Raw genomic sequence first — 22,469 nt, forward strand, 5'->3', positions numbered from 1 at the left:
AATGGACGGATCACGTTTCTTGATAACTTTGATCGGCGCGTCGGCGACTTTCGCCGCGACCTATTACCTTACCGGTTCGTTCGTTCGGACGGTTCTCTGCCACGTGCTCGTTCGGTCGGGTACTTCTTAGCGATGCTTTATGCCGTGTTCAGGTCGGAGCGGAGCTCCACAAAAGTTCCACGGTCAAAACACACAGGAGCCGCGGCAGCCTCTGAGCGAAAGCAGTAAAGATGTCTTTATGGAGCCTGGATAGCCCGCGGGCATTGAACATGGAGGCACTATGCGAGTTTGTGGCCTCAAGCTGACGCAGACGGGGCGAGCGCCCCGTGTCAGGACCGACACCTTTCTGTGACTTTGATCAGGAGAAGCAAGGCGCCGGTCTGCCTATCAGACGTGGGTTATCTGGACCAAGTATGGCCGTCGCCAGGCGCGGCCTGAATGCATGGGGTGGTGAATGGGCGAACAAGCTGCTCGTGACGCCTGATGCTCAGGGTGACGATGGCTTATCCACGCCATGGATGACTTCCATCAAAACAATCGATTTTACCTAGTTTAGCAAATGCTGCATTAAGCAGTCGAAGCTTAGATTCAGATCTGTAAGGAGAAAGACCTCTCGTGGTATTCAGAGCGTCAATCGAGGATCGTGTCCATTGCGTCCACGCTCTTTGTCAGTGTGAGCAAGCTACATCGCGCTTGCTTAACTGACCAAGCTCCAGCTAATCTGCTCAAACCGCAACGGATAGCTTTCAAGTTGTTTATAAATCGGATCGCGTGATGCGTGAGTCAACAGAACAGCAAGAAATGGTGAGTTGTTCCATGCGCTCTAAATTGCGCTGGAGACTGTGCTGGGAAAATGAACTCGATCTTGACGACCATGTGGAACTTGCCGCGTTCTTTCGCAAGATCTATGGGCAGACCGGGAGTTTCAACGCAAAGCCATTCGAAGGCAGCCAAAGTTGGGGCGGCGCGAGGCCCGAGCTGCGTGCCATCGGCTACGACTCGAAGGGGGTGGCGGCTCACATCGGCCTGCTGCGCCGCTTCATCAGGATTGGCGCCGTCGATCTGCTGGTGGGTGAACTTGGCCTGTATGGGGTACGTCCGGATCTTGAGGGACTCTGGATTGGCCATTCAGTCCGGGTCATGCATCCTTTACTGCAGGAGCTCAAGATCCCATTCGCCTTCGGGACGGTTCGACCCGCGCTGCAGCATCATATTGCAAGGTTCAGCCGACACGGTCTGGCGACGATCATGGCTGGGATCCGCATGCGATCGACCCTCCCATGTGCGCGTTTGGACAAACCGCCCACCCGCACGGAGGACGTAGTCCTCATTGTTCTCCCGATTGCACAGCCGATGTCCGAATGGCCGTCCGGCACGATAATCGATCGGAACGGACCAGAGCTGTGAGAGCCCTCAACTGCATATCCGAAGTCCGTGGTGAATGTGCCGACGGCACTGGCCGGCGCGCAGTTTATTTGACGTTTGACGACGGTCCTAATCCGGTTTGCACACCGGACGTCCTCGATCTGCTGGCGGAAAACCAGGCGTCGGCAACTTTCTTCGTCATCGGGGCGTATGCGGCAGACCAGCCCAAACTCATCCAACGAATGATTGCAGAAGGGCACAGGGTCGCTAATCATACAATGACGCATCCCGACTTTTCCGAATGCCGACCTAGCCAGATACACTATGAAATACTTGAGGCAAACAGGGTCATTCGGATTGCCTGCCCCCAAGCCTCAGTGGCGCATATGCGCGTTCCGTATGGCACCTGGACGGAACAAGCACTCACGACTTGTGTGCGCGCTGGCCTGACGCCGGTCCACTGGTCGATCGACCCTCGAGACTGGTCTCGTCCTGGCGTCGACGCGATTGTCGATACAGTAAGTGGCTCTGTCCGGCCGGGCGCGATCGTGCTCTTGCACGATGGCTGCCCTCCTAACGAGTTCAGGCCGGACACTCAGGCCGGTCTGCGGGACCAGACGCTGACGGCTCTGTCTCGTCTCATTCCAGAGCTGCATGAGCGGGGATTTGCAATCCGCTCCCTCCCGACACAACTGAACGAAGTGGAATCCCATGAACCTGCTTGACGCCATCAGCACTGGTGCTGTCTCAACCTACGCGCTGCTCTCGGCGGCCTATAAAAGCATGCAGACGGTTTATGCTTCGCCGGCAGACCTTTCGTCGCCCTCGGATGGCGAAGCCCGCTCCCAGCTTCTGCCGAGTGTGGACGTCATCATTCCCTGCTACAATGAGGACCCGGACACGCTGTCGGCCTGCCTAGCCTCAATTGCGGACCAAGATTACGCCGGAAAACTACGGGTCTTTGTGGTCGATGACGGCTCCGCAAATCGCCTTGCTTTGGGACCTGTTCACGATCTCTACGCGCTCGACCGGAGGTTCAACTTCATTCTGCTGCCGCAGAATGTTGGAAAGCGCAAGGCGCAGATCGCCGCCATACGCCGCTCATCCGGAGACTTGGTGCTCAACGTCGACTCCGACACGACACTGGCTTCTGACGTCGTCACGAAGCTTGCGCTGAAAATGAGGGATCCACAGATCGGCGCGGCCATGGGTCAGTTGATAGCCAGCAACAGGAACGAGAATTGGCTGACCCGCTTGATCGACATGGAGTACTGGCTTGCTTGCAACGAGGAGCGCGCGGCGCAGGCTCGTTTCGGTGCGGTCATGTGTTGCTGTGGACCATGTGCCATGTACCGCCGGTCGGCACTTCTCATGGTTCTTGATCAGTACGAAACGCAGCTGTTTCGTGGGAAGCTAAGCGACTTCGGTGAGGACCGCCATCTCACGATCCTCATGCTGAAAGCAGGCCTGCGAACCGAGTACATTCCGGACGCGATTGCGGCAACGGTCGTGCCGGATCGGCTGCGGCCATATCTGCGCCAGCAGCTGCGATGGGCACGGAGCACCTTCAGAGACACGTTGCTTTCGCTGCGTCTGCTACCCAGCCTAGATCGCTATCTGACCTTGGACGTGGTCGGACAAAACGTCGGGCCGCTGCTCCTCGCCGTTTCGGTGTCAACAGGGATTGCGCACCTGGCGCTGACTGGCTCGGTGCCTTGGTGGACAGGCATCATGATTGCGGCCATGACCATGATCCGCTGCGGCGTGGCAGCGTTTCGTGCTCGCGAACTCCGGTTTCTCGGGTTTTGTCTACACACGCCAATCAATCTCTTTCTTCTGCTTCCGTTGAAGGCCTATGCGCTTTGCACATTGAGCAACAGCGATTGGTTGTCGCGAGACTCTGCTGCCACGGTTCCAAGCGGCGGTGGCAAAGGCGTCGCGATCACAGACCACGATGTTGGTTCGAGAGCCACGGACCTGCCGGATAATGCGGCGCCATCGCGCAGGCCCACTCTTTTGAGAGAGTTCTCGACGGTGACCTCATCCGGCATCGGCAGCCAAGAGTGATTGCCTATCTGATATTGGGGACACGTCTTGACAGAGCACGACAGTCGCCACTGGTCGCTAGAATTGGCCACGGACGATTCATGGCGACTGGACAGCAAGCCGTTGGAGCGGGAGTCTCACGCGCAAGCGCCGAGCTGTCGCTTTCCCAGTGGCCTACTACAAACGCGCTCCAAATCGGATGCCCGGCCGGGGGATTTAACGGAACATTCGCCGCACTGCCGCAGGCTCACGGTCATCGCCGTCGTGCCGCGAGCACAACCTCGAAGGCGCGAACCGATGAACGAGCCGCAACACATCTGCCTGAGGGGTCGGAGAGGTTGAAATGTTCTCGAGCCAGGAGCCGCTCAGTCTGATCGTCGCTGCGGAATTCTATACGGCCGCCGCGGTCAAGGCCGATATGCGCGCGGCTATCCGAAAGCTGGCGACTATGCTCGCGTCGGGCGGCATTTGGCTTTCGTTCAGCGCGCGATGCCACTGGTCGGTGCTGGGGCACGCCGCCGGCGCGGACACCGCAACAGCATGCCCCATAAGACCAGGCCGACCGTCAGCAGGTGCAGATGTGAATCATCAACAAAGACAGCGTGCTCCGGTTTCGAAGTTCGATTCGGGGTGGATCGAATTCCGGCCGACGAAAGCGGGAGACTAGGAGAGCCGAATGGAAGCATCATATTTCTTGATACACGTGATCGGTGCATCAGCGGCCTTCGCCGCGGCGACCTATTACTTGACTGGTTCGTTCGGTCAGACGGTTCTCTGCGCCGTGCTCACTCAGGTCGGGTACTATTTAGCCATGCTTTATTTGATGTGGAGGACGGAGCGGAGCTCCACAACCGGTTCACGACCAGACACACAGGAAGCGAAACGGCATCTGACTGCAAGCAGTGACGACCTCTCTGTGAAGGCTGACTAGCGTGCGTGCGTCAAACGGAGGCACTATGCGCATGGACGGCATGAAGCTGACGCGTGACGGGGCGATTGGCCATGTCGAGGACGGATGCCTCTTCTGTCACTTTGAACAGGAGAGGCAAGACGAGGGTCTGCCCAATCAGATCGCCGGGTATCTTGACACGAGTGGGACCGCAGTCGCGGGAGGCGGTCAGGATGCTAGGGATGGTGATAAGCGCGTGAGCGAGTGCTGGCACGGTGAGGCCAATTCGCAGATTCTGGTCATCAGCGGCGTGCCCCTCCTCTCTCCCCTCGAGTCTTCGCAGTTTTCTCCAAGGGACGTGGTGCTGGTCGACGGCGTTTTGCAGGGGGAGGCGAGCGCATGTCCACCACGCTAGCCATCGACCTGGACGGCGTGAGCAAGTCATATGGCAACAAATTGGTAGTGAACGGGCTGTCGTTCACTGTTGCGGCAGGAGAATGCTTCGGCCTGCTGGGCCCGAACGGCGCGGGCAAAAGTACGATTACGCGTATGCTTCTCGGCATGACACCGCCTGACGCCGGTAAGATCACGGTGCTCGGCATCCCAGTACCAGCACGCGCTCGCCTGGCACGCGGGCGCATCGGGGTCGTCCCGCAGTTCGACAACCTCGACCTTGAGTTCACCGTACGTGAGAACCTGTTGGTGTTCGGGCGCTACTTCGGCATGAGCACGCGCGCGGTCAAAGCGGTCATACCGTCTCTGCTCGAGTTCGCTCGCCTCGAGAGCAAAGCCGATGCCCGCGTCGGCGCATTGTCCGGTGGGATGAAGCGCCGCCTGACGCTCGCGCGAGCGCTGATCAACGACCCACAGCTGCTTGTCATGGACGAGCCCACCACAGGCCTTGATCCGCACTCGCGCCACCTGATCTGGGAGAGGCTGCGCAAGCTCCTGGCGCAGGGCAAGACGATCATCTTGACCACCCACTTCATGGAAGAGGCCGAGCGGCTGTGCAACCGACTGTGCGTACTGGAGGCAGGGCGCATTATCGCAGAGGGTCGCCCACACGCACTGATCGAAGAACAGATCGGGTGCCAGGTGCTTGAGATATACGGTGGTGATCCGAATGAACTGACTGCGATGATCAAGCCCTATGTACAGCGCATCGAGGTGAGCGGTGAGACGCTCTTTTGCTATGCGCCCGATCCGGAGCAGGTCCGCGTGCAGCTGCACGGGCGCGCGGGTTTGCGTCTGCTTCAGCGGCCGCCGAATCTGGAAGACGTTTTTTTGCGGCTGACAGGACGCGAGATGGAGAAATGATGATAGGCGAACGTTATGCGGCGGCTATGCCAGCCAATGCGTGGAATTGGATTGCTGTATGGCGCCGAAACTATCTAGCATGGAAGAAAGTCGCGCTTGCCTCGCTTATCGGCAACCTGGCCGACCCTATGATCTCCCTGTTCGGGCTCGGCTTCGGCCTTGGAATAATGGTGGGGCGCGTTGAGGGCACGTCCTACATTGCGTTTTTAACAGCGGGCATGGTCGCCGCGAGCGCAATGACCTCCTCCACTTTCGAAACGATCTATGCAACTTTCGGCCGCATGCAGCGGACTTGGGAAGGAATCCTGTACACACAGCTCACGCTCGGCGACATCGTGCTGGGTGAATTGGCGTGGGCAGCCACGAAGGCCTTTCTAGCCGGCACCGGAATCATGATTGTGGCCACAATGCTGGGCTATGTGGCATGGCCATCCGCTCTCTATGCACTGCCTGTCATTGCTCTTACTGGCCTCGCTTTCGCGAGCCTGGCGATGGTGGTGACGGCGCTTGCGCCCAGTTACGACTACGTCATTTTTTACCAGACGCTGGTCATCACACCCATGCTTTTCTTATCCGGGGCTGTCTTCCCGGTGGGCCGGATGCCTGGCGTTTTTCAGCAGGTGGGCGGCTTTCTGCCGCTTGCACATTCGATCGAGCTTATTCGCCCGGCGATGCTTGGTCGCCCGGCCGTCAGCGTCGGCCTGCATATCGGCGCACTGTGCATTTACACAGTGTTGCCGTTCTTCCTGTCATCGGCACTGCTACGCCGACGCCTCATGCCTTGACGCACTGACGGCCAATACGAGAAAAAGAAGATGGCCGATGCGACATCATAAACTGCTCGAGGGCCTGAAGGTAAGCGCGCTCGGCGTGGGCACGGTGAGCTTGGGAGAGCGAAATGCGGAGCCGCAGGGCGCGCGCGACTCACGGTGCGATGGTGGCCGGCATAAATGAGGTCAGTACTGCCGAGGTGAGAGGCCACTACCAGATTGTCGCGGCATCGGTGCGATGAGTTAGCCGTCGTAAGAGCAACGTCGGAGATTGGTCGCGCCGTTCTGCGGCCTCGGCGGCAAACATTCGGCAGTTTGCGCTACTGCGGTTGAGCTTGACCGGCTCTGTGACGCAAATCCACGACGCGGCCGAACCGGCTGGCAGGCCGGATTTCGAGCTCGCCTAAGATCAGCGGCGAGATGAAACGCTGCTGTGCGGCGCTTAATTCCCAGAATGCAGGCCGATCTCCCAAGCCGATTTGCCGCGCGCGGACCATTGCAGACTTAAGCGGAAGCTGCGAATGCCGAAGCGGGCGAGAATCGCCGTGATGCGGTTGATGAGCCGCGTCTGCTCACCGACCAAGGTTTGCCGTTCGCGATTCGGCCGCCGCGCGTCCTCCTCTTCGAGCGTCGGGATTGCCGCCATACTGCAATGGCGCTTCTCGCCGCGCAGCCACCGCCAGCCACACATCCGGCCAGCGCGCCCCGCAGATTGCCGAGCAGCCAGAACCTGAGGCTGTCGGGGAAGTGTTCGATCGCCTTGTCGCGCAGCCAGGGCTCGACCTGGCCCCAACATTGAACGCGATCCTCGGCGACGAAGCCGTTGAGGGGATCGCCGAGCTTCACCTCGATGCCGCCATCCCAAAACCACGACACCGAAACATTTATCTCGCTGTGGTAGAGGTCCTGCATAACGCTCATCGGGATCGCTCCTGCGTCAGATTTAAATGCCGCAAAGGAGCAACGGTTCCTGGCCCTGATAACTCCTCCCGCACGTCCGTCAGCGTGGCGTCGCATAATCCGCCTTCGCCTCTCACGAAGCGAACACGGCCGACAAGCCCGGTTGCATTGAGCCCCGGCGTTCTTAAAACCCTTCGGGCGCTATACGCCTCCGGCGAGGTTTCCGATTACCCACATCGTCGGCTTGATCCAATGGAGATGCCGAAGGCGATGTCGTGCAAGCGGGTCATGCCGCGCCAGACTACCATGTTGCCGGGAGGCGGATCATGTTTGCGAGCGAGACAGCCGGAACAGATCGAACTGATATGTCGTGGGCTGGCGCGGCATGGACCTCCCCCCGATTCGCGTCGTGAGGACCCGATGCTGCGCCCGAATCCTCCAATTGCGATGGGGTTGGGGGAATTGGCCGTCGCGTCCTGCAGCAGTGTCACCAAGACGCCAAGCGTTCTGGGATCAACATGTGGGGCAGCGGCAATGCGCCACGTGGCGCAGACCGCGCGATCAAACATCCAGGCCGGAACCTCCAGCCATCGATCGGGGGCGTGCCCAGAGAGACTGCAGCGGAAAACCACCCGGTCAGCCTTCTCGATCACCTCATGAACGTGAACACAACGCCCGGCCCAGGGATGCCATGGATAAAGAAACTCGCGTTCCTCGGTCCCGTGGGCGTTCTCTCGTCGTGTTGTTCAACATCGCGAGGCCGCATTCCTCGCTCGGCTACCAGACCCCGGCGGCCTCGCCGGAACCCTCGCCGCAACCGGCTCCGACGCTGCCTCGGCAGCCGAGAGGCTGCCCCGCGTCAGGGGCGAAGCCGAAAGACCGCCTGAGCCTGCCGAAGAAAAGCGGGCTCGGTTCACGAGCACCCGGCGAGCGCCATCAGCCGCGGGCGCCTAGGTAGGACGACGACGCCGAAAAAGGCCTGCGAGATGCAGCGCTCGGAGTTCCTTCAATTGCAAGCCTTTACCGTGGTCTTGCCGACTGTTGTCAACGAGTAAGTCTGGTTGCCCTCGCTGAAGCTCATTTTCAATTCAACGGAAATTGGATCCCCGACCTGGACCGATCGGCCGCTTCTAGGCCCGATCATTGCGGTCCAAAGAGCCGCGGCGGGAGGGTATTTCGAGACTTCCACGACCGAGTTGTTGGCAACAGCCACACCCGCGGATGGCTCTAGGAGGCAGGTGAACGGATCGGGCTGTAACTCGCACATTTTGTCGCCGAACAAGCTCGAGACGACTTCTATTGTTGGCGAAGAAAAAGCAATGGACGCGCTCACAGGTCTGGCGATGGCGTTACCGATTTCGGGCAGAGCAATTGTGGCGGGCGAATCTGCGTCGCAGCTTCCGGTGAGCCTGCCATTCTGAAGAAACACGGCGGAGGCTCGATCCACGTTGTATATGTTTCCCATTATGATCGACAGCGCCTGCACCTGATCCATGACTTCCTTGTCCGTCCAAGTCGTTTGCACAAATGGTGCTAGCGGGACCATTGCAAAAGTAACATCGTCCTTTGCGACCGAAATAAGGGTCACGTGATGGAGTTCACCTGCATTCGAACTGCCATGCTTGGTGTCTCCGCCGGTCGACCCAACTACCCAGTACTGTATTCCGTCCAATTTCGAATCTTGCTGATTGTAGTGAGTGTGACCGGCGACAACTGCACTAACGCGATACCGCGCGAGCAGAGAGTGGACGCGCTGCCATCCGGTCCAATTGTACCAAAGCGGCTGGTGAGTAAAGACGATCACGCCATCCTTACCGGGCGTGTTTGCTTTAAGGTCCTTTTCCAGCCATTCATATTGCTCGTCGCTGACCCGGGCGTAGAACACATTCCCCCACCTTGGGTCGGTGTGCAGGTGCTCGAGGCTGTCGAGCGCTACTACATGCCAATTCTTGATGTCGAAGGAGTAGTAGAGCCTGCCAACGATTCCAGGATTGATCTTCACGTACAATTGCTGGAATAGCTGCTCGCGCGATCTGTCAGTCGAGTTTTGCACGAAACTAGGTGGATTGACATCATGATCACCGGGCGTGAGATACCAGGGCATCTTCAAGGTACCGAGGATTGATGTCGCCTGAGCGAAGCGCCTCTCGATCTCCTCAACCGTCTGTGTGCTTTCAATCAAATCACCAACGTGCAGCACGACATCGGGCAGCGAGTCCGCGTTGTTCAGCGTTTCGACACCTCGTTGCAGGACCGCATAGGAGGCGTCAATATCGCTTGCCCCCGTTTGATCGCCGATTACGCCGATGACGATTGGTTCGGCCTGTGCGCCGCGGGAGGACGTTGCAAGAATTAAAACTAGCGCAGCGGCGAGGCTACGGCCCCAAGTTCCCAAGTCCCTCTCCTCGAATACAGAAAATCAGTCATAATTAGCGCAATCTTGAAAGTCCTACCACTTAACGTATTTCGACCTGCGGATCACCTTCTTCTCAAACATCGATTTGCGAAAGCGCCATCCGGCGCTTTGAAAAACTGCCCTGCCGGTTGGGAGGCACACCGGCAGGGCACGCCGCGCAAAACTCGCGGCCACGTGGCGACCGGAAAGCGACGGCGATTAGTTGTGGACCGCACCTGTGTTTGATGGAGAACAATCAAGGCGTCCTCGTTGCATGCCGATACCGGACCGCGGCATACCACGAGATCGGACGAACCCACTGGTTCGAGGTGCCAGCGGCTGCATAAAGAAGCGCGCCCTCCCCACCTTGGCACCGGTTACAGCGATCCCTCTGTTCGAGTTTGGCAGGGCCGATCTCGACCGTCTCCGCCCCTCTGACGGTTGAACTCGGCTTCCAGCTTGCCGCTTAAGTCAATCGAAGCGGCGACGGCGACTTCAGATACCCCCGTTACGATGTGGGCGATACCGGATGAGGCTCGCTGCTCGGTCACGAACCTTGCAGTGTGCTGTAGCCGGAGATCCAGATCACGATGTGATGGAGGTATCGGTGCCATATGGTTGCCTCGTTCTCGAGATTCCGGAAGGTCTCACACCCCTTGCATTGCAGGTTCCCAATTTCGATGGCGCTATGCGCATTTTTCTTGAGGATCAACCGCCGCACGGCTTGCGTCAAATTCAGTTTACATACCCTCGGCATCTGGAAGCGAGATGGCTCGAAGCGCGTCGAACCGCCAGTTTCTGCTTCCGCTGTGCCACAGGGGCAGCGAAATAAGACGGCAGAGTCTGCGGTGGGTCGCGCCGGTCCGCCGCTTTCGCGGGGGACATTCGGGATCTTGCGCAACTGCGGCAGAGCGTGATCGGCTCTATGACGCAGTCAACGAGGCGGTGGACCTGGTCGGGAAGGCCATATCACTCCAAAGCGAAAGTTATTGCCCTTTAGCAATAGCTGCTGGTGCGCAGTCAGGCCAGGTTTCGTGCTCTTCGAGGGCATAGCCGGCCGAGCGTATGGTACGGATGACGTTCTCGGACGAGACCTTCTTCAGGGTCCGTCTGAGCCGACTGATATGGACGTCGACGGTGCGCGGGCCGACATGGATGTTAGCGGGCCAAGCCGTGGCGATCAGTTCGTCTCGGCTGCACGCCTGGCCGGGATTCTCGATCAGATGACACAGGAGGTTGAACTCGATCGGCCCCAGATGGAGTTGATGGCCGTTGCAGCGCACCCGGTGGCTGGCAGGCCGGATTTCGAGCTCGCCGAAGATCAGCGACCCTCCGCCCTCCCCGCCATCGGAACCAAGGGGCGCCATCCCCAGCTCCGCGCGCAGGTAGGCGAGCAGCTTGGCCGGCGCGAAGGGCCGCACGAAACTCTCGTTGATGCCGCTCTTGAGCAAATCGAGGTGCTGGTGCTCGGCGCCGGGCGCGATTAGGGCGACTACCCTTCGGGCGCTGGTCCGAACTTCGCCTTTCAACCGGGCACAGATCGCCTGCCCCACAGCGCTGGCCGGCTGGCAGTCGAGAACGACAGCCTGGGGCTCTCGCTCAGTGGCCTGCCAGACCGTTTCCTCGACGCCGCCGGCCAGCTCGGTCGCGAAGCCGTCCACCTCCAGGATGTGGCTGAGGAACAGGTAGAACTCAGCATCCTCCGAACAGATCAGAACCAGTGGCTTCATCTGCGGGCTCCCTGCGTCAATCAAGGAGCGGCACCGGTGTCATCGGCAACTTACTCGTAAGGGCCGGTCCGTTGCACCTGCCAAATCGTTTCATCTGTCCGATCCTACCGACCACTCCCGCGACGGCCTGCGACCAGTCGGAAATTCGGGTTGCCGTAAACAGATGCACCCAAAATAAAGTACCCTACATCGGCGGTCTGCCTCTCCCGGGAGCGGCAATGGAGGTCAATTTTCGATAACGCGCCCCCAAGCCGGCGCCGGCCGATGCAATGGAAGCGGTGCTCTGAGGGATCCACGTCCACGCTACCTATTAACTGTGGGGGGAGCGTCGCCAGCAAAGTCGAGACGCCCTTCGTGCGAGCACGAGCTATCTGATGCAGGCCTGACACTTTGGCTTCCTTTCGTCGTTCCATCGTTCGCGATGTCATCTACGACATGATACGGCAGCTCCTGCCGCCTTCCGAAAAGGAGCTTCAAGATTCATGCCAACTAAGGCGAAGAGCCAATAAAAAGTTTTCTATATATTATTAAGGTCTAGCGAGTTGCAGCAACAAGCAGACCGAACGCCACCGTGTCGCCGACTCGACAAACCCGACATTAGTGTCGGTTGCAGTGCATTTTCCCAGAAATGGTCGACGGGAATTTCTCCGCGGGGCAAGTGTCTCCCAACCTCCACGACTCGGCAGACAACTTAAATCAGCTGCGTATCAAGCGCTAACAGCTCCTGATCCTCTAGGTCGGAAGCCGATCATCGAAACACTGAAACGGGTCAGTTTATCCGGAATGGACGACGCGAGCCTATGTGCAGGATACAAACGTCCCTCTGGATCGCAGGAGACTACCAGCCTTAGTAGGTTGGTTGTTCGCGCTTCTCAGTTATTACAGGTCAGTGAGCGCGAACACGCGTCATTCAATATGAGTTAACTTCCGCCGAAACGCGCGCACGTTAGGGCCCGCGATCGCGCACAGCTCGCGCGATCTGAGAACAGCGTGCTTGTGGTCATTGAACCACTTAATTGCGAAGGAGACCGCCATGGATGGAGTGATTGGCAAGGCGCCACAACGGTATCCACGAAATGAATGGCCAGAATGCGTAATCCATACCCTGTGGCTCGGTGATTGGCTGAAGAATATCGATCGCCGACCAAACGCGTCTAGTTGCCATCTAGTTGAACGCAATGCCTACGTGCAGAGGGATCCCTAAATGAATACCGACGTTTTCGCGGCTTATGAGTCTAACGTCCGTCGCTATGGGCGGTCGTTTCCCACAGTGTTTACCAAAGCCCTTGGAGCGACAATCTGGGACGAGGCCGGCAAGAGTTATATTGATTTCCTTGTGGGGTCCGGCGCACTCAACTACGGACATAACAACCCGAACATTATGGCGCCAGCAATTGAATATCTATCCGGCGGGAATATCCTTTTGTCACTTGATATGTATACGGCTGCAAAGCGTGAATTTATTGAAGTGTTTGTCGATTCTATTCTGAAACCCCGGAGCCTTTCTTACAAGATACAGTTTCCTGGACCAACCGGCACAAACGCTAACGAAGCGGCGCTGGCGCTGGCGCGAAAATATACCGGCCGATCAAGCGTCATGGCCTTCACAAATGCGTTCCACGGCATGTCGCTCGGCTCGCTGGCGGTGTCGGGTTCGGCGTCAACCAGGGAGCTAGGCGGCGTGGCTCGCCACGATGTGGTCCGTGTGCCCTACGACGGCTATCCGAACCCAGCTTTCGATTCCGCGAGTTATATCGACTACATATTGGGCGACCAAGGGAGCGGCATCGAAAAGCCCGCCGCGATCATTCTGGAGACCATCCAGGCAGAAGGCGGCATGAACACCGCATCCGCAGCGTGGCTCACAGAGATTCAGCGCATTTGCCGTAGGCACGGCGTCGTTTTCATCGTGGACGACATTCAGGCAGGTGCGGGGCGAACGGGCGACTTCTTCTCGTTCGAGTTCGCCAAAATCGAACCCGACATCGTATGCCTTTCGAAATCCTTCAGCGGTTCAGGTAGTCCGTTTTCCATTGTTCTGATTCGCCCCGATATGGACATATGGAATCCCGGAGAACATAGCGGGACCTTCAGAGGTAACAATCTCGCCTTCGTGACTGCAGGGGCCATGTGCAAATTGTGGTCCGACAGGCAGTTCACTGCAGGCGTCGAGCGAACAGCCGTCAAACTGCAAGCACTCCTTGATCGCCTTGTTGCGAAATTTCCTAAGTGCATCGAACAAAAGCGCGGCCGCGGCCTTATGGCCGGCCTCAAGTGCCGTTCACCGGCCATTGTCGGCCGTGTGCACGATGTCGCGTTCGAAAACGGCCTGCTGATCGAATCTTCAGGGCCGTATCGCGACGTCATCAAAATCCTCCCACCCATAACCATCAGCGATGACGAACTCCATGATGGCATCGCCATCCTCGATCAGGCAATACAGGAGCAAGCCAATGACCACTGACCAAGTATCTCAGGCGCCAGCCATCTCGCCTCTTACGCTCGCGGAACGCACGGGCTCGATCAGCACTGCGGAGATAATCTCGGTGCTGAAAGGTGACATCACCGGCCTGCACATCAAGCAAGCTTTCAGTAGCGAAGTGGCCGAGGAGATCACCGCGAACTTTGTTCGCAATCCCGGTCTCAAAGAGCGCAAAGACGGCGTTCCCGGACAGTATGTCGGCGCTTCACACTACAGGAACGATGCAGCCACCTATTTCGCACAGGCGGAAGATGCGCGACCCTTCGTCAACGCTCTTTTTGGTACCTTGGTTGATCCGGTCCGCGGAGTATTCGACGCCCTGAAGCGCGAGCTTCACAATCAGGGCATTGAATTGCGACTGGCTCGTTCGGAGGACGGCCAAGCCAATGTTTGTCGTGCCCTGTCTTGGTCTGGCACGGGCATGTATGCCTTGGAGCCTCACGACGACGTTGCTCAAGTCGTATCTGCCGGGAGCAGTTACGAGATTCCTGCGGTGGCGGACAACACCGTCGCCGCGCTCAACTTCTATGCCAGCATGCCCGAGGAAGGCGGCAATGTGCGGATATGGAGTCATAAGCCGACAGTCACCGATCGCAAGTCGCAGGGTGTGGAGACCACGGGCTATCCCTATTCGGCAGCTTATCTCGATGCCTTTCCTTGTCACGACTTCCAGCTCAAGGCCGGGGATATCGTCCTAATCGACGGCGGTTTCGTTCACGGTGTCACCCGACAATCAGGCAACGGAAAGCGTCGCCTTCTGCTGAACTGCTTCTTCGGATTTGCGCGGCCGGATCTTGTTCTCTGGTGGACCTGAAGTTGATGTTGCAGCGACTGACTGGCTTCCGCCGGCAGTTTAGGCGTCAACATCCTTTGTGACGGGAACGCCCTCCCGTCACAGACTGTCGTGCTGTTCGAAGGGCCGGCATCATTCTGCTCGTCCTGACGTTTCAGATGTTGCCGGCCCGCGGGCCGCGATAGCAAAGTATCTTACCGCTTTTTACAACTCAATAATTCCGAAGTTCAGGGCCTTTACAGCAGCGACCCTTCTGTTAGCAGCATCCAATTTTCGCATTACATTTTTTATGTGGAAATTGACCGTGTTTAACGATATCCCTAGTATTATTCCTATCTCCCAAGACGATTTACCTCTCGCAACCCATAGAATGCACTCAGTTTCTCTCAAAGAAAGACTAGGCGCCTCCTTGACGTCACTCGGATTTGTATATTTCGCGACCTTAAGATGAAATTGTAAAGCGGCAAACTGCAAATAAGCAATTGTTCTATTTTGGAGTTCGCAGGCCCAGGGTTGAGCAAAGCTCATGATCGCGAAGGTGGCATGGGGGCCGTGCAATGGAACGCTAATGCCTGACCTCAAGCCGAACGTCGCAGCCTCGTCGAAAACGCGCCGCTCGTTTTCAGTCGTGCTTGCGTCGTTATACACCTCGCTCCATCGAAAGGGGCCTGCCCGCTTTCCACACGTCTTTAAAATGGGGGCTATCCTGTCATAAGCCATCTCGAAATAGCGCTTCTGCCATTCATCAGCATAATTCAGCATGACCGCCTCATCGCGTAAGACGGGCATTAAACATTTTTGGTCGGGTGTAAGAGAGTCATAGGCGATCCACGGGAAATCAAGATTCAAGGCAAAAGCCGATAGTAGCTCGAACAATTGCTCGGATTGAGCAATACCATCAGTCTGGTCGATAAAGCGCCCAAACTCGACCGCAAGTTCTCCTCTAGGCGCCTTCGGGAAATGCAGCGACGGCACCATAGAAAACTGGTCGGACACTCTGGTTGCCAGCCCTAGAAAATGAGAGGCCGCATTCATCTGCGGGCGTTCCATAGTCTCTCCTCAGCAGCCAATTGCGGGCAGCCATTTGCGCCGGATGTTCACTGGTGCACAAAACCTGCCGGCTGTAGGGCTGCTCTTCACCGTCCTCGGCAGGCCGGCATCGCCAAAGATGCATCACATCACCCGACCCGGAAAGTGATCTTTAGTAAAGTGTAGGTTACGCTAGCTGTTCGGAAAGTTTAAAATTTGGAGACATCTCTTCAAATTCTGAAGAGTTTAGGCTGCTTATGCGACGTGTGCTCAGCTGGAAATGTTTCCGACCCAGACCCTCCGATCAGTTCCTCGCGGCTGAAGACCGTCCGGGATTCTCAACGGGTGGCGCAGCAGCCTGAATTGATCGGCCCCTACATGAATTTTGGCGACCATTGCCATGGAGGCGCCGTGCCTCTCCAGATCCTCATAACGAATTTGCTTGCTCCGGATTCGTAGCTCCACCGAAAGCCGCATCAGCTGCGCGTCCGATCCGATTGGCGATCATTCTTATGGGAAAAGAATTGCCTTGCTCGGCGATTGCGACACCACGGCCGCACTTCCATTACGAACACGGAGAACACCATGCAGGGGCTTCCGCTCGCCGGTAGGCCTGCAGAGGTTCGTTCGTTCTTCTCTGCGCTCAGAACCATTTCGTCCCGCGACGCCAGAACTCCAGAAGTGCCCAACCTCCAGATCGATCTCTACCGGCTGACCGCCATAGCCAATGGAAAGCCATGACCAGGGCCGCCTGACATCAGTTTGTCGCCGCCACCTGTGCGGCCAGATAGCGAAAACGGCCATCACCTATTGTCTTTGACATCGCACCGCCAAGGCGATCGGTTGATCACCTGTGCGCCTGCTGCCGCAGGGAAATCCGAAACTCTTTGGCGCTAAGGGCGGCAACAGGCGGAACGCCGGAGCTATTTCTGGGAACACTGCGGCGGGCGCGATCACGTCGACGTCTCCACCTTGGGTCGACACGGCCGCTCGACTCAGATGCGGCTGCTGCGAAATATCCGCCTGCTGATATAGGCGGCGTAGGCGATGCTGCTGCTTCGAGCTCGTTCATCGCTTCGTCGCTTGGTAGTTGCGCAAGGCGTCAACAATAATCTCGTGCAAGAGGGCCCGATTGCTGAGACGCTCCATGTTGCCGGCGAAACCAGGACGGCGCGTGAGTCCAGGCTGTTTCAGGAGGTTCGCGCAACAGTTCGCCCACTCACGATCGCTTGAACTGAAAGGATCACGTCCTATCCGTCGGCACAGTGATGTGCGCCATAGATCGATCTGAATGGCTTGTATTCGCTGGCTCCGTCAGAATCACATCGCACCCTCCGCCTTCAGCGCGCGATAGGTCGTATCCACCGATTTTGCGGTCGCGTCGACTATGACGTCGATCTCGTTGCGGGTGATGATCAGTGGCGGCGCATAGCCGAGGGTATCGCTATGGGGCATGGCACGCGCGATGACGCCGTTTTCAAGCAGAGCTGCGGCGGCGCGAACGCCGACCTGAAGTTCGGGCTTGAATGGTACCCGTTCTTTTGGGTTCTGCATTAATTCCACGGCGGAAAGAATGCCGACGCCGCGAACTTCTCCGACCATGGGATGGCCCCCCAGTTCGGCTTTCATGCGAGCATGCCAGTAGGGCCCGACGTCCTGGACATGTTCCAAGATGTTTCTTTCCTTAAGCAATTGAATATTCGCAAGCGCGGCCGAAGCACAGAGGGTGTGACCAGAATACGTCCATCCGTGGCCAAGAGGCCCATGCTTCTCCGTGCCTTCTTCTAAGACCGACCAGACACGATCGCCGATGATGGACCCGGAGATGGGCAGGTAAGCGGAACTCAAACCCTTGGCGATGGTGACGAAGTCCGGACGCATACCATAGAGGTGGGACCCGAATTTCGCGCCGGTTCGCGCGAAGCCGCAGACGACTTCATCTGCGATTAGCAGGATATCGTGCTTATCGAGCACCCCTTGAATGGCGGTCCAGTATCCCTCTGGTGGCGGAACGATGCCACCGGTCCCAAGTACCGGCTCTCCGATAAAGGCTGCAACCGTCTCCGGGCCTTCAGCGAGGACAAGAGCTTCAAGTTCGTCGGCGCAACGCCGGGAGAAGGCTTTCTCACTTTCGCCGTCATGCGCCTGGCGATAGTGGTGCGGCGCCGTTGTATGGCGCACCAAGTCCAGAGGTAGGTCGAAGAAATCGTGAAAGAAGGGAAGGCCCGTCAGGCTTCCTGTGACCAGCCCGGATCCGTGATAGCCCCGATGTCGCGAAATGATCTTCTTCTTTTCAGGGCGGCCGAGAATGTTGTTGTAGTACCAGACCAGCTTGATGTTGGTTTCGTTTGCGTCAGAGCCTGAAAGGCCGAAATAGACCTTTCGCATCTCCTGCCCGAAATATTCGATTACTGCCTCCGCCAAGAGGGCGACTGGCTCCGTGCCCTGGCTGGCATAGACATGCGCGAAAGGTAACGCGTGGGCTTGCCGGGCAATGGCGTCGGCAATCTCCGTGCATCCATATCCCATATTGACGCAGTAGAGCCCGCCGAAACCATCGAGGCTCTTTCGGCCATCCGTATCCCAGATGTAGACGCCTTCTGCACCGGCCATGATCCGGTTCGGCGTCTCGCCGCGACTATGCTTGGCTAAGTGCGTGGATGGATGAAAAACGAAGCTTCGATCCTTCTCGCGGAGTTGCTCGGTTCCTAGATTGATCAGGCTCATCGTCTTCTCCTTGCAATCGTTCGGCGGAGAACACCCAGTCAACCGCCTCTTTAGAGATAATCATATCGGCAAACACACCTCGCGTTTCGCGGGAATGCGCGTCCGTAGCCAACGAATTCGCGGAATTGGCCTCAATCGCCGTCGAAACCACGCCCCCCCCCCAAGTCACCGATCCCTAGGCGGCCAAGGGAATCGCGGAATTGGATTTGACGGGTTTCGTCACAATAAGGCTGTAGTACTGATCGATTCCCAAGCCTGCCTGCAGCAGTCCCTCCATGAGATCCTGATACGCAGCCATTGAAGGAGCTGCGACGCGCATCAGATAGTCAATCCGTCCCCCAATAGCCCAGCAGTCCAGGATTTCCGGGATCTCTTGAATCGCGGTCTCGAAATGTCGTTGGTCCTCGAGACGGTGGCGGTTCAGCACCACTTCCACCATCACGAAGACCACGCCCCCAGTGAGGGCCGGACTCAGCCGCGCGTAATATCCTTCAATGATACCTGCAGCTTCAAGTATACGGAGCCGCTCCGAACAAGCCGAAGCCGAAAGATGAACGCGTCTCGCAAGCTCGCTTTTCGAAATCCGACCGTTTGCCTGGACTTCCGAGAGAATCCGGATATCCCAGGCGTCTAGGCGCACAGTGTTGGGTTTCGGCTTCATGACTTTTTACTCTACCCGCTGTCGGCGTGGAATTGATGCCTAACCAATGTATTGTTGAAATCAATTACGTCAAACCGGTAGGCGGGGGAGAGATTTGTTCGTTGGCTGCCGGTGAGTGGGGCAAAAGACGATCCGCCGGACTTGTGCAGCGCTTCGATGGGCTTCGAAAGGCCGACCCGATTGCATAGCCGCAAAGATTTACAGGCCGATGCTGCGAGCGATACTGTCGGCCGCCATGCGCTTACGCCACTCAACAGGTCCGGAATTGTGAATGGAGTTTCCCTCAACATCGACAGCCATGATGACCGGCATGTCCTGCACATCAAATTCATGGATGGCTTCCATAGCCAGGTCCTCGAAGGCAACAGGCCGCGCCGACTTGATCGATTTTGAAATCAGGTAGGCAGCGCCACCCACTGCGATGAGATAGGGCGTCCTGTGTCTGACAATCGACTCGATGGCTGCCGGACCCCTCTCCGCCTTACCCACCATCGCGAAAAGCCCGGTTTCGGCGAGCATCTTATCAGTAAAGCAGTCCATGCGGCAGGAGGTTGTTGGGCCAGCCGGCCCGACTACCTCATCCCTCACCGCGCGGACTGGTCCGACATAGTAGATCACGCGTCCCCGCAGATCGACCGGAAGCGGCTTGCCGGCATCGATCAAGTCGACCATTCGCTTGTGGGCGGCGTCACGGCCCGTCAGCATCTTTCCGGACAAGAGGAGGGTTTCCCCGCAGCGCCACGATGCCGTCTCTTCCTTCGTAAGCGCATCTAGGTTAACACGCCGGACGCCGGCTGGCTTCAATTCCTCGATCCCAATCTCTGGCCATTCGCGCAAATCGGGCGGCTCAAGCCTGATGGGTCCAGAGCCGTCCAAGCTAAACTTCAGGTGCCGGTTGGCGGCGCATTGCGGAATTAGCGCCACGGGGTTGGACGCCGCATGGGTAGGATAGGTCGCAACCTTGACGTCTACGACTGTCGTCAGACCACCAAGGCCCTGGGCGCCGATGCCCAGCGCGTTAATCCGTTCATACAGCTCAATCCGCAGTGCCTCCTCTGCGCTTGACGGCCCTCTGGCGATCAGTTCCGACATGTCAATGGGCTCGTTCATGGCCTCCTTGGCCAGCAGCATCGCCTTTTCAGCACTACCACCGATGCCAACCGAGATCAGGCCGGGCGGGCACCATCCGCTGCCAAGGGTCGAAACGGTGTCGACCACCCAGTCGGCAACGGACGCGCTGGGGTTCAGGGTGGTGAAACGCGCCTTGTTTTCCGACCCGCCCCCTTTTGCGGCAATGGTGATCTCAATCCGATTGCCGGGCACGAGGTCGATGTGGATGACCGCCGGCGTGTTGTCACGAGTGTTGACCCTTCCGGCGAGCGGATCCGCCACGATCGATGCCCGAAGGGGATTGTCCGGGTCGAGATATGCCCGACGGACGCCCTCATTCACGAGGTCCGCGAAACTGGCCGTTGATTTGATGCGGGCGCCCATGCCGATCTTTGCGAAGATCACCACGAGGCCGGTGTCCTGGCAGATCGGGCGTCGCCCGAAGGCCGCCATGCGGGAGTTCAGCAGAATCTGCCCGATGGCGTTCTTCGCGGACGGACTCTGTTCGCGCACGTAAGCCTGCGAAAGGTACCGGATATAGTCCGCAGGATGGTAGTACGAGATATATTGAAGGGCGTCTGCAACGCTCCTTGTGATGTCCTTGCCGGCGATGGTCCGTGTCATGTTATTCACGAAATCATCCGAATGACCCAAGCCCATTGACCATTTTCAGGTTTTGGAAGCTCCGCACCCCCTGCTCGCCCCCTTCATATCCATAGCCACTCTGTTTGACGCCTCCATAAGGCGCGTCTGCGGAAACCCCTTTCAGGTAATTCACACTGACTGCGCCCGCTGAAAGGCCGTTGATCAGCTTCTGTTTCACATCGGCGGCGGCGGTGAAGAAGTAGGCGGCCAGGCCGTACTCGGTGGCGTTGGCTTCTTCGATCGCCTCTTCGATCGTGCCGAACGGCGCCACAGTGAGGATCGGCCCGAACGGCTCTTCATGAAGCACTTTCGCATCCTTTCGCACCCCTGTCAGGATGGTTGGCGGCCAGTAAAAGCCCGGCCGGTTGAGGCGGGTGCCACCTGTCTCGACGCGTGCGCCGCGATCGACCGCATCTTTGATCAGACGCTGCATGGCTTCGATTCGCCGCACGTTTGCCATCGGTCCCATCTCGGTCGCCGGTTCGTCCGGTGGGCCGATCTTGATCTTGCTGGCGGCTTCAGTCATCCGGGTCAGGAATTCCTCATAAAGAGCCTGCGCGACGAGGATTCTGCTGGGCGCATTGCAACTCTGGCCCGCGCACTCGAACTTGTAATCTAAGATTGCCGGTATGGCCTTTGCCAGGTCGACATCCTCACATATGATGACCGGGGAGTGCCCACCGAGTTCAAGGATGCACCGCTGCAAGTTATTCGCGGCGAGCTTCGCCAGCTGTTTTCCGACCGCCGTGGAGCCCGTAAAAGTCAGGACCTTCACGATCGGCGAACTGAGAAGATGTCGGGATATTAGCACCGGCACACCAAAGACGAGATTGACCACCCCGTCCGGAAGACCCGCTTGGCGCAAGGCTTCGACGATATGGATAGCCGCGCTTGGCGTCTCTTCGGCCCCTTTTAGGATCACCGGGCAGCCTGCTGCCAATGCAGGAGCGAGCTTGCGGGCGATAAGTACGGCGGGATAGTTCCAGGGTGTAAAGGCAGCAACGACACCGAGAGGCTCCGGCACAATCATCCGGTTCGAGCCCAACGGGAGCGGGGCCGATAGCTCTTCGGCGTGCCTGCCGTTCCACTCCAGCGTTTCGACAGCGCGCGCATACTCACCCGTCGCTTCGGCAATCGTCTTTCCCTGTTCGGCCGACAGGTCCCTGGCTGCGGCTTCGACCTTCGTTGCCAGGATCCTGGCTGCTGCTACGAGGATCTCGCCACGGTCTTTTGCAGGCCATGAGGACCAAGCCGTGCGGCTCCGCTCTGCCGAAGCGAGGGCCTCATTCATATCCGGCGCCGACGCTGAGGTCACGAATGCAAATACCTTCTCCGTCGCCGGATTGATCACCGGCAGAGTGGTTCCGTCACTACCGGCTCGCCACATGCCGTTAATGAAAAGCTCGTAGCTCGTGGCGTCGTACATTGCGTGCTCCGCTTGTGTGTTTTTTTGTATACGAGCCCCGTTCGAGATCTAAACCGCTGAACTCGCTCTTCCGCTGATTTCAACGCGATGATTGTGGCTGGTCAAATATGGAATATTGCCGAAGACCATCTGGAATCCAGATCGTTACGGCCTTAGCCGCAGCGGCAAGAGGAGTAGCGTGTCA

The 22,469-nt window shown here is 58.0% G+C and carries 18 protein-coding genes; 10 read left to right on the plus strand and 8 right to left on the minus strand.

From position 1 onward, the window contains the following. Nucleotides 1-816: 816 nt before the first annotated feature. From ACWUKX_RS22560 to ACWUKX_RS22595, 8 genes are all read left to right on the plus strand, one after another. A complete protein-coding gene (locus ACWUKX_RS22560; RefSeq protein ID WP_455850758.1) occupies nucleotides 817-1,407 on the plus strand; it encodes a NodA family N-acyltransferase in 591 nt (196 codons plus the stop codon). Beyond that, nucleotides 1,362-2,090 (plus strand): chitooligosaccharide deacetylase NodB, encoded by a 729-nt coding sequence (nodB, locus tag ACWUKX_RS22565; protein WP_456009049.1) that lies wholly within the window; start codon nucleotides 1,362-1,364, stop codon nucleotides 2,088-2,090. Before ACWUKX_RS22560 ends, nodB begins: the two co-directional genes overlap by 46 nt. Beyond that, nucleotides 2,077-3,432 (plus strand): chitooligosaccharide synthase NodC, encoded by a 1,356-nt coding sequence (nodC, locus tag ACWUKX_RS22570; protein WP_456009050.1) that lies wholly within the window; start codon nucleotides 2,077-2,079, stop codon nucleotides 3,430-3,432. Before nodB ends, nodC begins: the two co-directional genes overlap by 14 nt. Nucleotides 3,433-3,754: 322 nt before the next feature. Beyond that, the gene (locus ACWUKX_RS22575) at nucleotides 3,755-4,078 is read left to right on the plus strand and encodes a hypothetical protein (RefSeq protein ID WP_456009051.1); all 324 of its coding nucleotides are present in this window, start codon (nucleotides 3,755-3,757) and stop codon (nucleotides 4,076-4,078) included. A 9-nt stretch (nucleotides 4,079-4,087) separates the two neighbouring features. After that, nucleotides 4,088-4,342 (plus strand): exopolysaccharide production repressor protein, encoded by a 255-nt coding sequence (locus ACWUKX_RS22580; RefSeq protein ID WP_051505826.1) that lies wholly within the window; start codon nucleotides 4,088-4,090, stop codon nucleotides 4,340-4,342. A 31-nt stretch (nucleotides 4,343-4,373) separates the two neighbouring features. After that, nucleotides 4,374-4,715: a hypothetical protein gene (locus tag ACWUKX_RS22585; protein WP_456009052.1), complete on the plus strand. Its 342-nt coding sequence runs from the start codon at nucleotides 4,374-4,376 to the stop codon at nucleotides 4,713-4,715. After that, entirely contained in the window at nucleotides 4,700-5,617 is a 918-nt protein-coding gene (nodI, locus tag ACWUKX_RS22590) for a nodulation factor ABC transporter ATP-binding protein NodI (protein ID WP_456009053.1), read from the plus strand. Before ACWUKX_RS22585 ends, nodI begins: the two co-directional genes overlap by 16 nt. Beyond that, a complete protein-coding gene (locus ACWUKX_RS22595) occupies nucleotides 5,617-6,402 on the plus strand; it encodes an ABC transporter permease (RefSeq protein WP_456009055.1) in 786 nt (261 codons plus the stop codon). The genes nodI and ACWUKX_RS22595 overlap by 1 nt, the downstream gene beginning before the upstream one ends. Before the next feature lie 489 nt (nucleotides 6,403-6,891). Here the strand turns inward: ACWUKX_RS22595 and ACWUKX_RS22600 are convergent, their stop codons facing one another. The 3 genes from ACWUKX_RS22600 to ACWUKX_RS22610 form a co-directional block, all read right to left on the minus strand. Further along, on the minus strand, nucleotides 6,892-7,308 hold the full coding sequence (locus tag ACWUKX_RS22600) for a hypothetical protein (protein WP_456009056.1): 417 nt from the start codon (nucleotides 7,306-7,308) through the stop codon (nucleotides 6,892-6,894). Between the two features lie 985 nt (nucleotides 7,309-8,293). Further along, nucleotides 8,294-9,682: a metallophosphoesterase family protein gene (locus tag ACWUKX_RS22605; protein WP_456009057.1), complete on the minus strand. Its 1,389-nt coding sequence runs from the start codon at nucleotides 9,680-9,682 to the stop codon at nucleotides 8,294-8,296. A gap of 986 nt (nucleotides 9,683-10,668) precedes the next feature. Further along, the gene (locus ACWUKX_RS22610) at nucleotides 10,669-11,412 is read right to left on the minus strand and encodes a winged helix-turn-helix domain-containing protein (RefSeq protein WP_456009058.1); all 744 of its coding nucleotides are present in this window, start codon (nucleotides 11,410-11,412) and stop codon (nucleotides 10,669-10,671) included. 1,204 nt (nucleotides 11,413-12,616) lie between these two features. On the opposite strand from ACWUKX_RS22610, the gene ectB reads away from it, so the two are divergent. Continuing rightward, nucleotides 12,617-13,876, plus strand: a complete 1,260-nt coding sequence (gene ectB / locus ACWUKX_RS22615) for a diaminobutyrate--2-oxoglutarate transaminase (RefSeq protein ID WP_456009059.1) — start codon at nucleotides 12,617-12,619, stop codon at nucleotides 13,874-13,876. Next, the gene (locus ACWUKX_RS22620) at nucleotides 13,866-14,708 is read left to right on the plus strand and encodes a 2OG-Fe(II)-dependent halogenase WelO5 family protein (protein WP_456009061.1); all 843 of its coding nucleotides are present in this window, start codon (nucleotides 13,866-13,868) and stop codon (nucleotides 14,706-14,708) included. Before ectB ends, ACWUKX_RS22620 begins: the two co-directional genes overlap by 11 nt. A 183-nt stretch (nucleotides 14,709-14,891) precedes the next feature. Here ACWUKX_RS22620 and ACWUKX_RS22625 read toward each other — a convergent pair whose 3' ends face one another. The 5 genes from ACWUKX_RS22625 to ACWUKX_RS22645 form a co-directional block, all read right to left on the minus strand. Next, nucleotides 14,892-15,737 carry a LuxR family transcriptional regulator gene (locus tag ACWUKX_RS22625; protein WP_456009062.1) on the minus strand — a complete coding sequence of 282 codons (846 nt, stop codon included), beginning with the start codon at nucleotides 15,735-15,737 and terminating at the stop codon, nucleotides 14,892-14,894. Between the two features lie 1,299 nt (nucleotides 15,738-17,036). Next, nucleotides 17,037-18,443, minus strand: coding sequence for an aminotransferase (locus ACWUKX_RS22630; RefSeq protein ID WP_456009064.1), 1,407 nt, complete (start codon nucleotides 18,441-18,443; stop codon nucleotides 17,037-17,039). A gap of 175 nt (nucleotides 18,444-18,618) precedes the next feature. After that, on the minus strand, nucleotides 18,619-19,104 hold the full coding sequence (locus ACWUKX_RS22635) for an Lrp/AsnC family transcriptional regulator (protein WP_456009066.1): 486 nt from the start codon (nucleotides 19,102-19,104) through the stop codon (nucleotides 18,619-18,621). 198 nt (nucleotides 19,105-19,302) lie between these two features. After that, nucleotides 19,303-20,838, minus strand: a complete 1,536-nt coding sequence (locus ACWUKX_RS22640; protein ID WP_456009087.1) for a fumarate hydratase — start codon at nucleotides 20,836-20,838, stop codon at nucleotides 19,303-19,305. A 13-nt stretch (nucleotides 20,839-20,851) separates the two neighbouring features. After that, the gene (locus tag ACWUKX_RS22645; protein ID WP_456009068.1) at nucleotides 20,852-22,285 is read right to left on the minus strand and encodes an NAD-dependent succinate-semialdehyde dehydrogenase; all 1,434 of its coding nucleotides are present in this window, start codon (nucleotides 22,283-22,285) and stop codon (nucleotides 20,852-20,854) included. Nucleotides 22,286-22,469 lie beyond the last annotated feature (184 nt).

Source organism: Mesorhizobium sp. f-mel, assembly GCF_053850215.1.

Bases quoted from the DNA above. Each gene is read 5' to 3' on its own strand.
- nodI (WP_456009053.1), top strand. From the start codon at position 4,700: ATGTCCACCACGCTAGCCATCGACCTGGACGGCGTGAGCAAGTCATAT.
- nodB (WP_456009049.1), top strand. From the start codon at position 1,362: ATGGCCGTCCGGCACGATAATCGATCGGAACGGACCAGAGCTGTGAGA.
- ACWUKX_RS22610 (WP_456009058.1), bottom strand. From the start codon at position 11,412: ATGAAGCCACTGGTTCTGATCTGTTCGGAGGATGCTGAGTTCTACCTG.
- ACWUKX_RS22620 (WP_456009061.1), top strand. From the start codon at position 13,866: ATGACCACTGACCAAGTATCTCAGGCGCCAGCCATCTCGCCTCTTACG.
- ACWUKX_RS22625 (WP_456009062.1), bottom strand. From the start codon at position 15,737: ATGGAACGCCCGCAGATGAATGCGGCCTCTCATTTTCTAGGGCTGGCA.
- ectB (WP_456009059.1), top strand. From the start codon at position 12,617: ATGAATACCGACGTTTTCGCGGCTTATGAGTCTAACGTCCGTCGCTAT.
- ACWUKX_RS22585 (WP_456009052.1), top strand. From the start codon at position 4,374: ATGGACGGCATGAAGCTGACGCGTGACGGGGCGATTGGCCATGTCGAG.
- ACWUKX_RS22630 (WP_456009064.1), bottom strand. From the start codon at position 18,443: ATGAGCCTGATCAATCTAGGAACCGAGCAACTCCGCGAGAAGGATCGA.
- ACWUKX_RS22640 (WP_456009087.1), bottom strand. From the start codon at position 20,838: ATGACACGGACCATCGCCGGCAAGGACATCACAAGGAGCGTTGCAGAC.
- ACWUKX_RS22560 (WP_455850758.1), top strand. From the start codon at position 817: ATGCGCTCTAAATTGCGCTGGAGACTGTGCTGGGAAAATGAACTCGAT.
- ACWUKX_RS22635 (WP_456009066.1), bottom strand. From the start codon at position 19,104: ATGAAGCCGAAACCCAACACTGTGCGCCTAGACGCCTGGGATATCCGG.
- ACWUKX_RS22600 (WP_456009056.1), bottom strand. From the start codon at position 7,308: ATGAGCGTTATGCAGGACCTCTACCACAGCGAGATAAATGTTTCGGTG.
- ACWUKX_RS22575 (WP_456009051.1), top strand. From the start codon at position 3,755: ATGTTCTCGAGCCAGGAGCCGCTCAGTCTGATCGTCGCTGCGGAATTC.
- ACWUKX_RS22595 (WP_456009055.1), top strand. From the start codon at position 5,617: ATGATAGGCGAACGTTATGCGGCGGCTATGCCAGCCAATGCGTGGAAT.
- ACWUKX_RS22580 (WP_051505826.1), top strand. From the start codon at position 4,088: ATGGAAGCATCATATTTCTTGATACACGTGATCGGTGCATCAGCGGCC.
- ACWUKX_RS22645 (WP_456009068.1), bottom strand. From the start codon at position 22,285: ATGTACGACGCCACGAGCTACGAGCTTTTCATTAACGGCATGTGGCGA.
- nodC (WP_456009050.1), top strand. From the start codon at position 2,077: ATGAACCTGCTTGACGCCATCAGCACTGGTGCTGTCTCAACCTACGCG.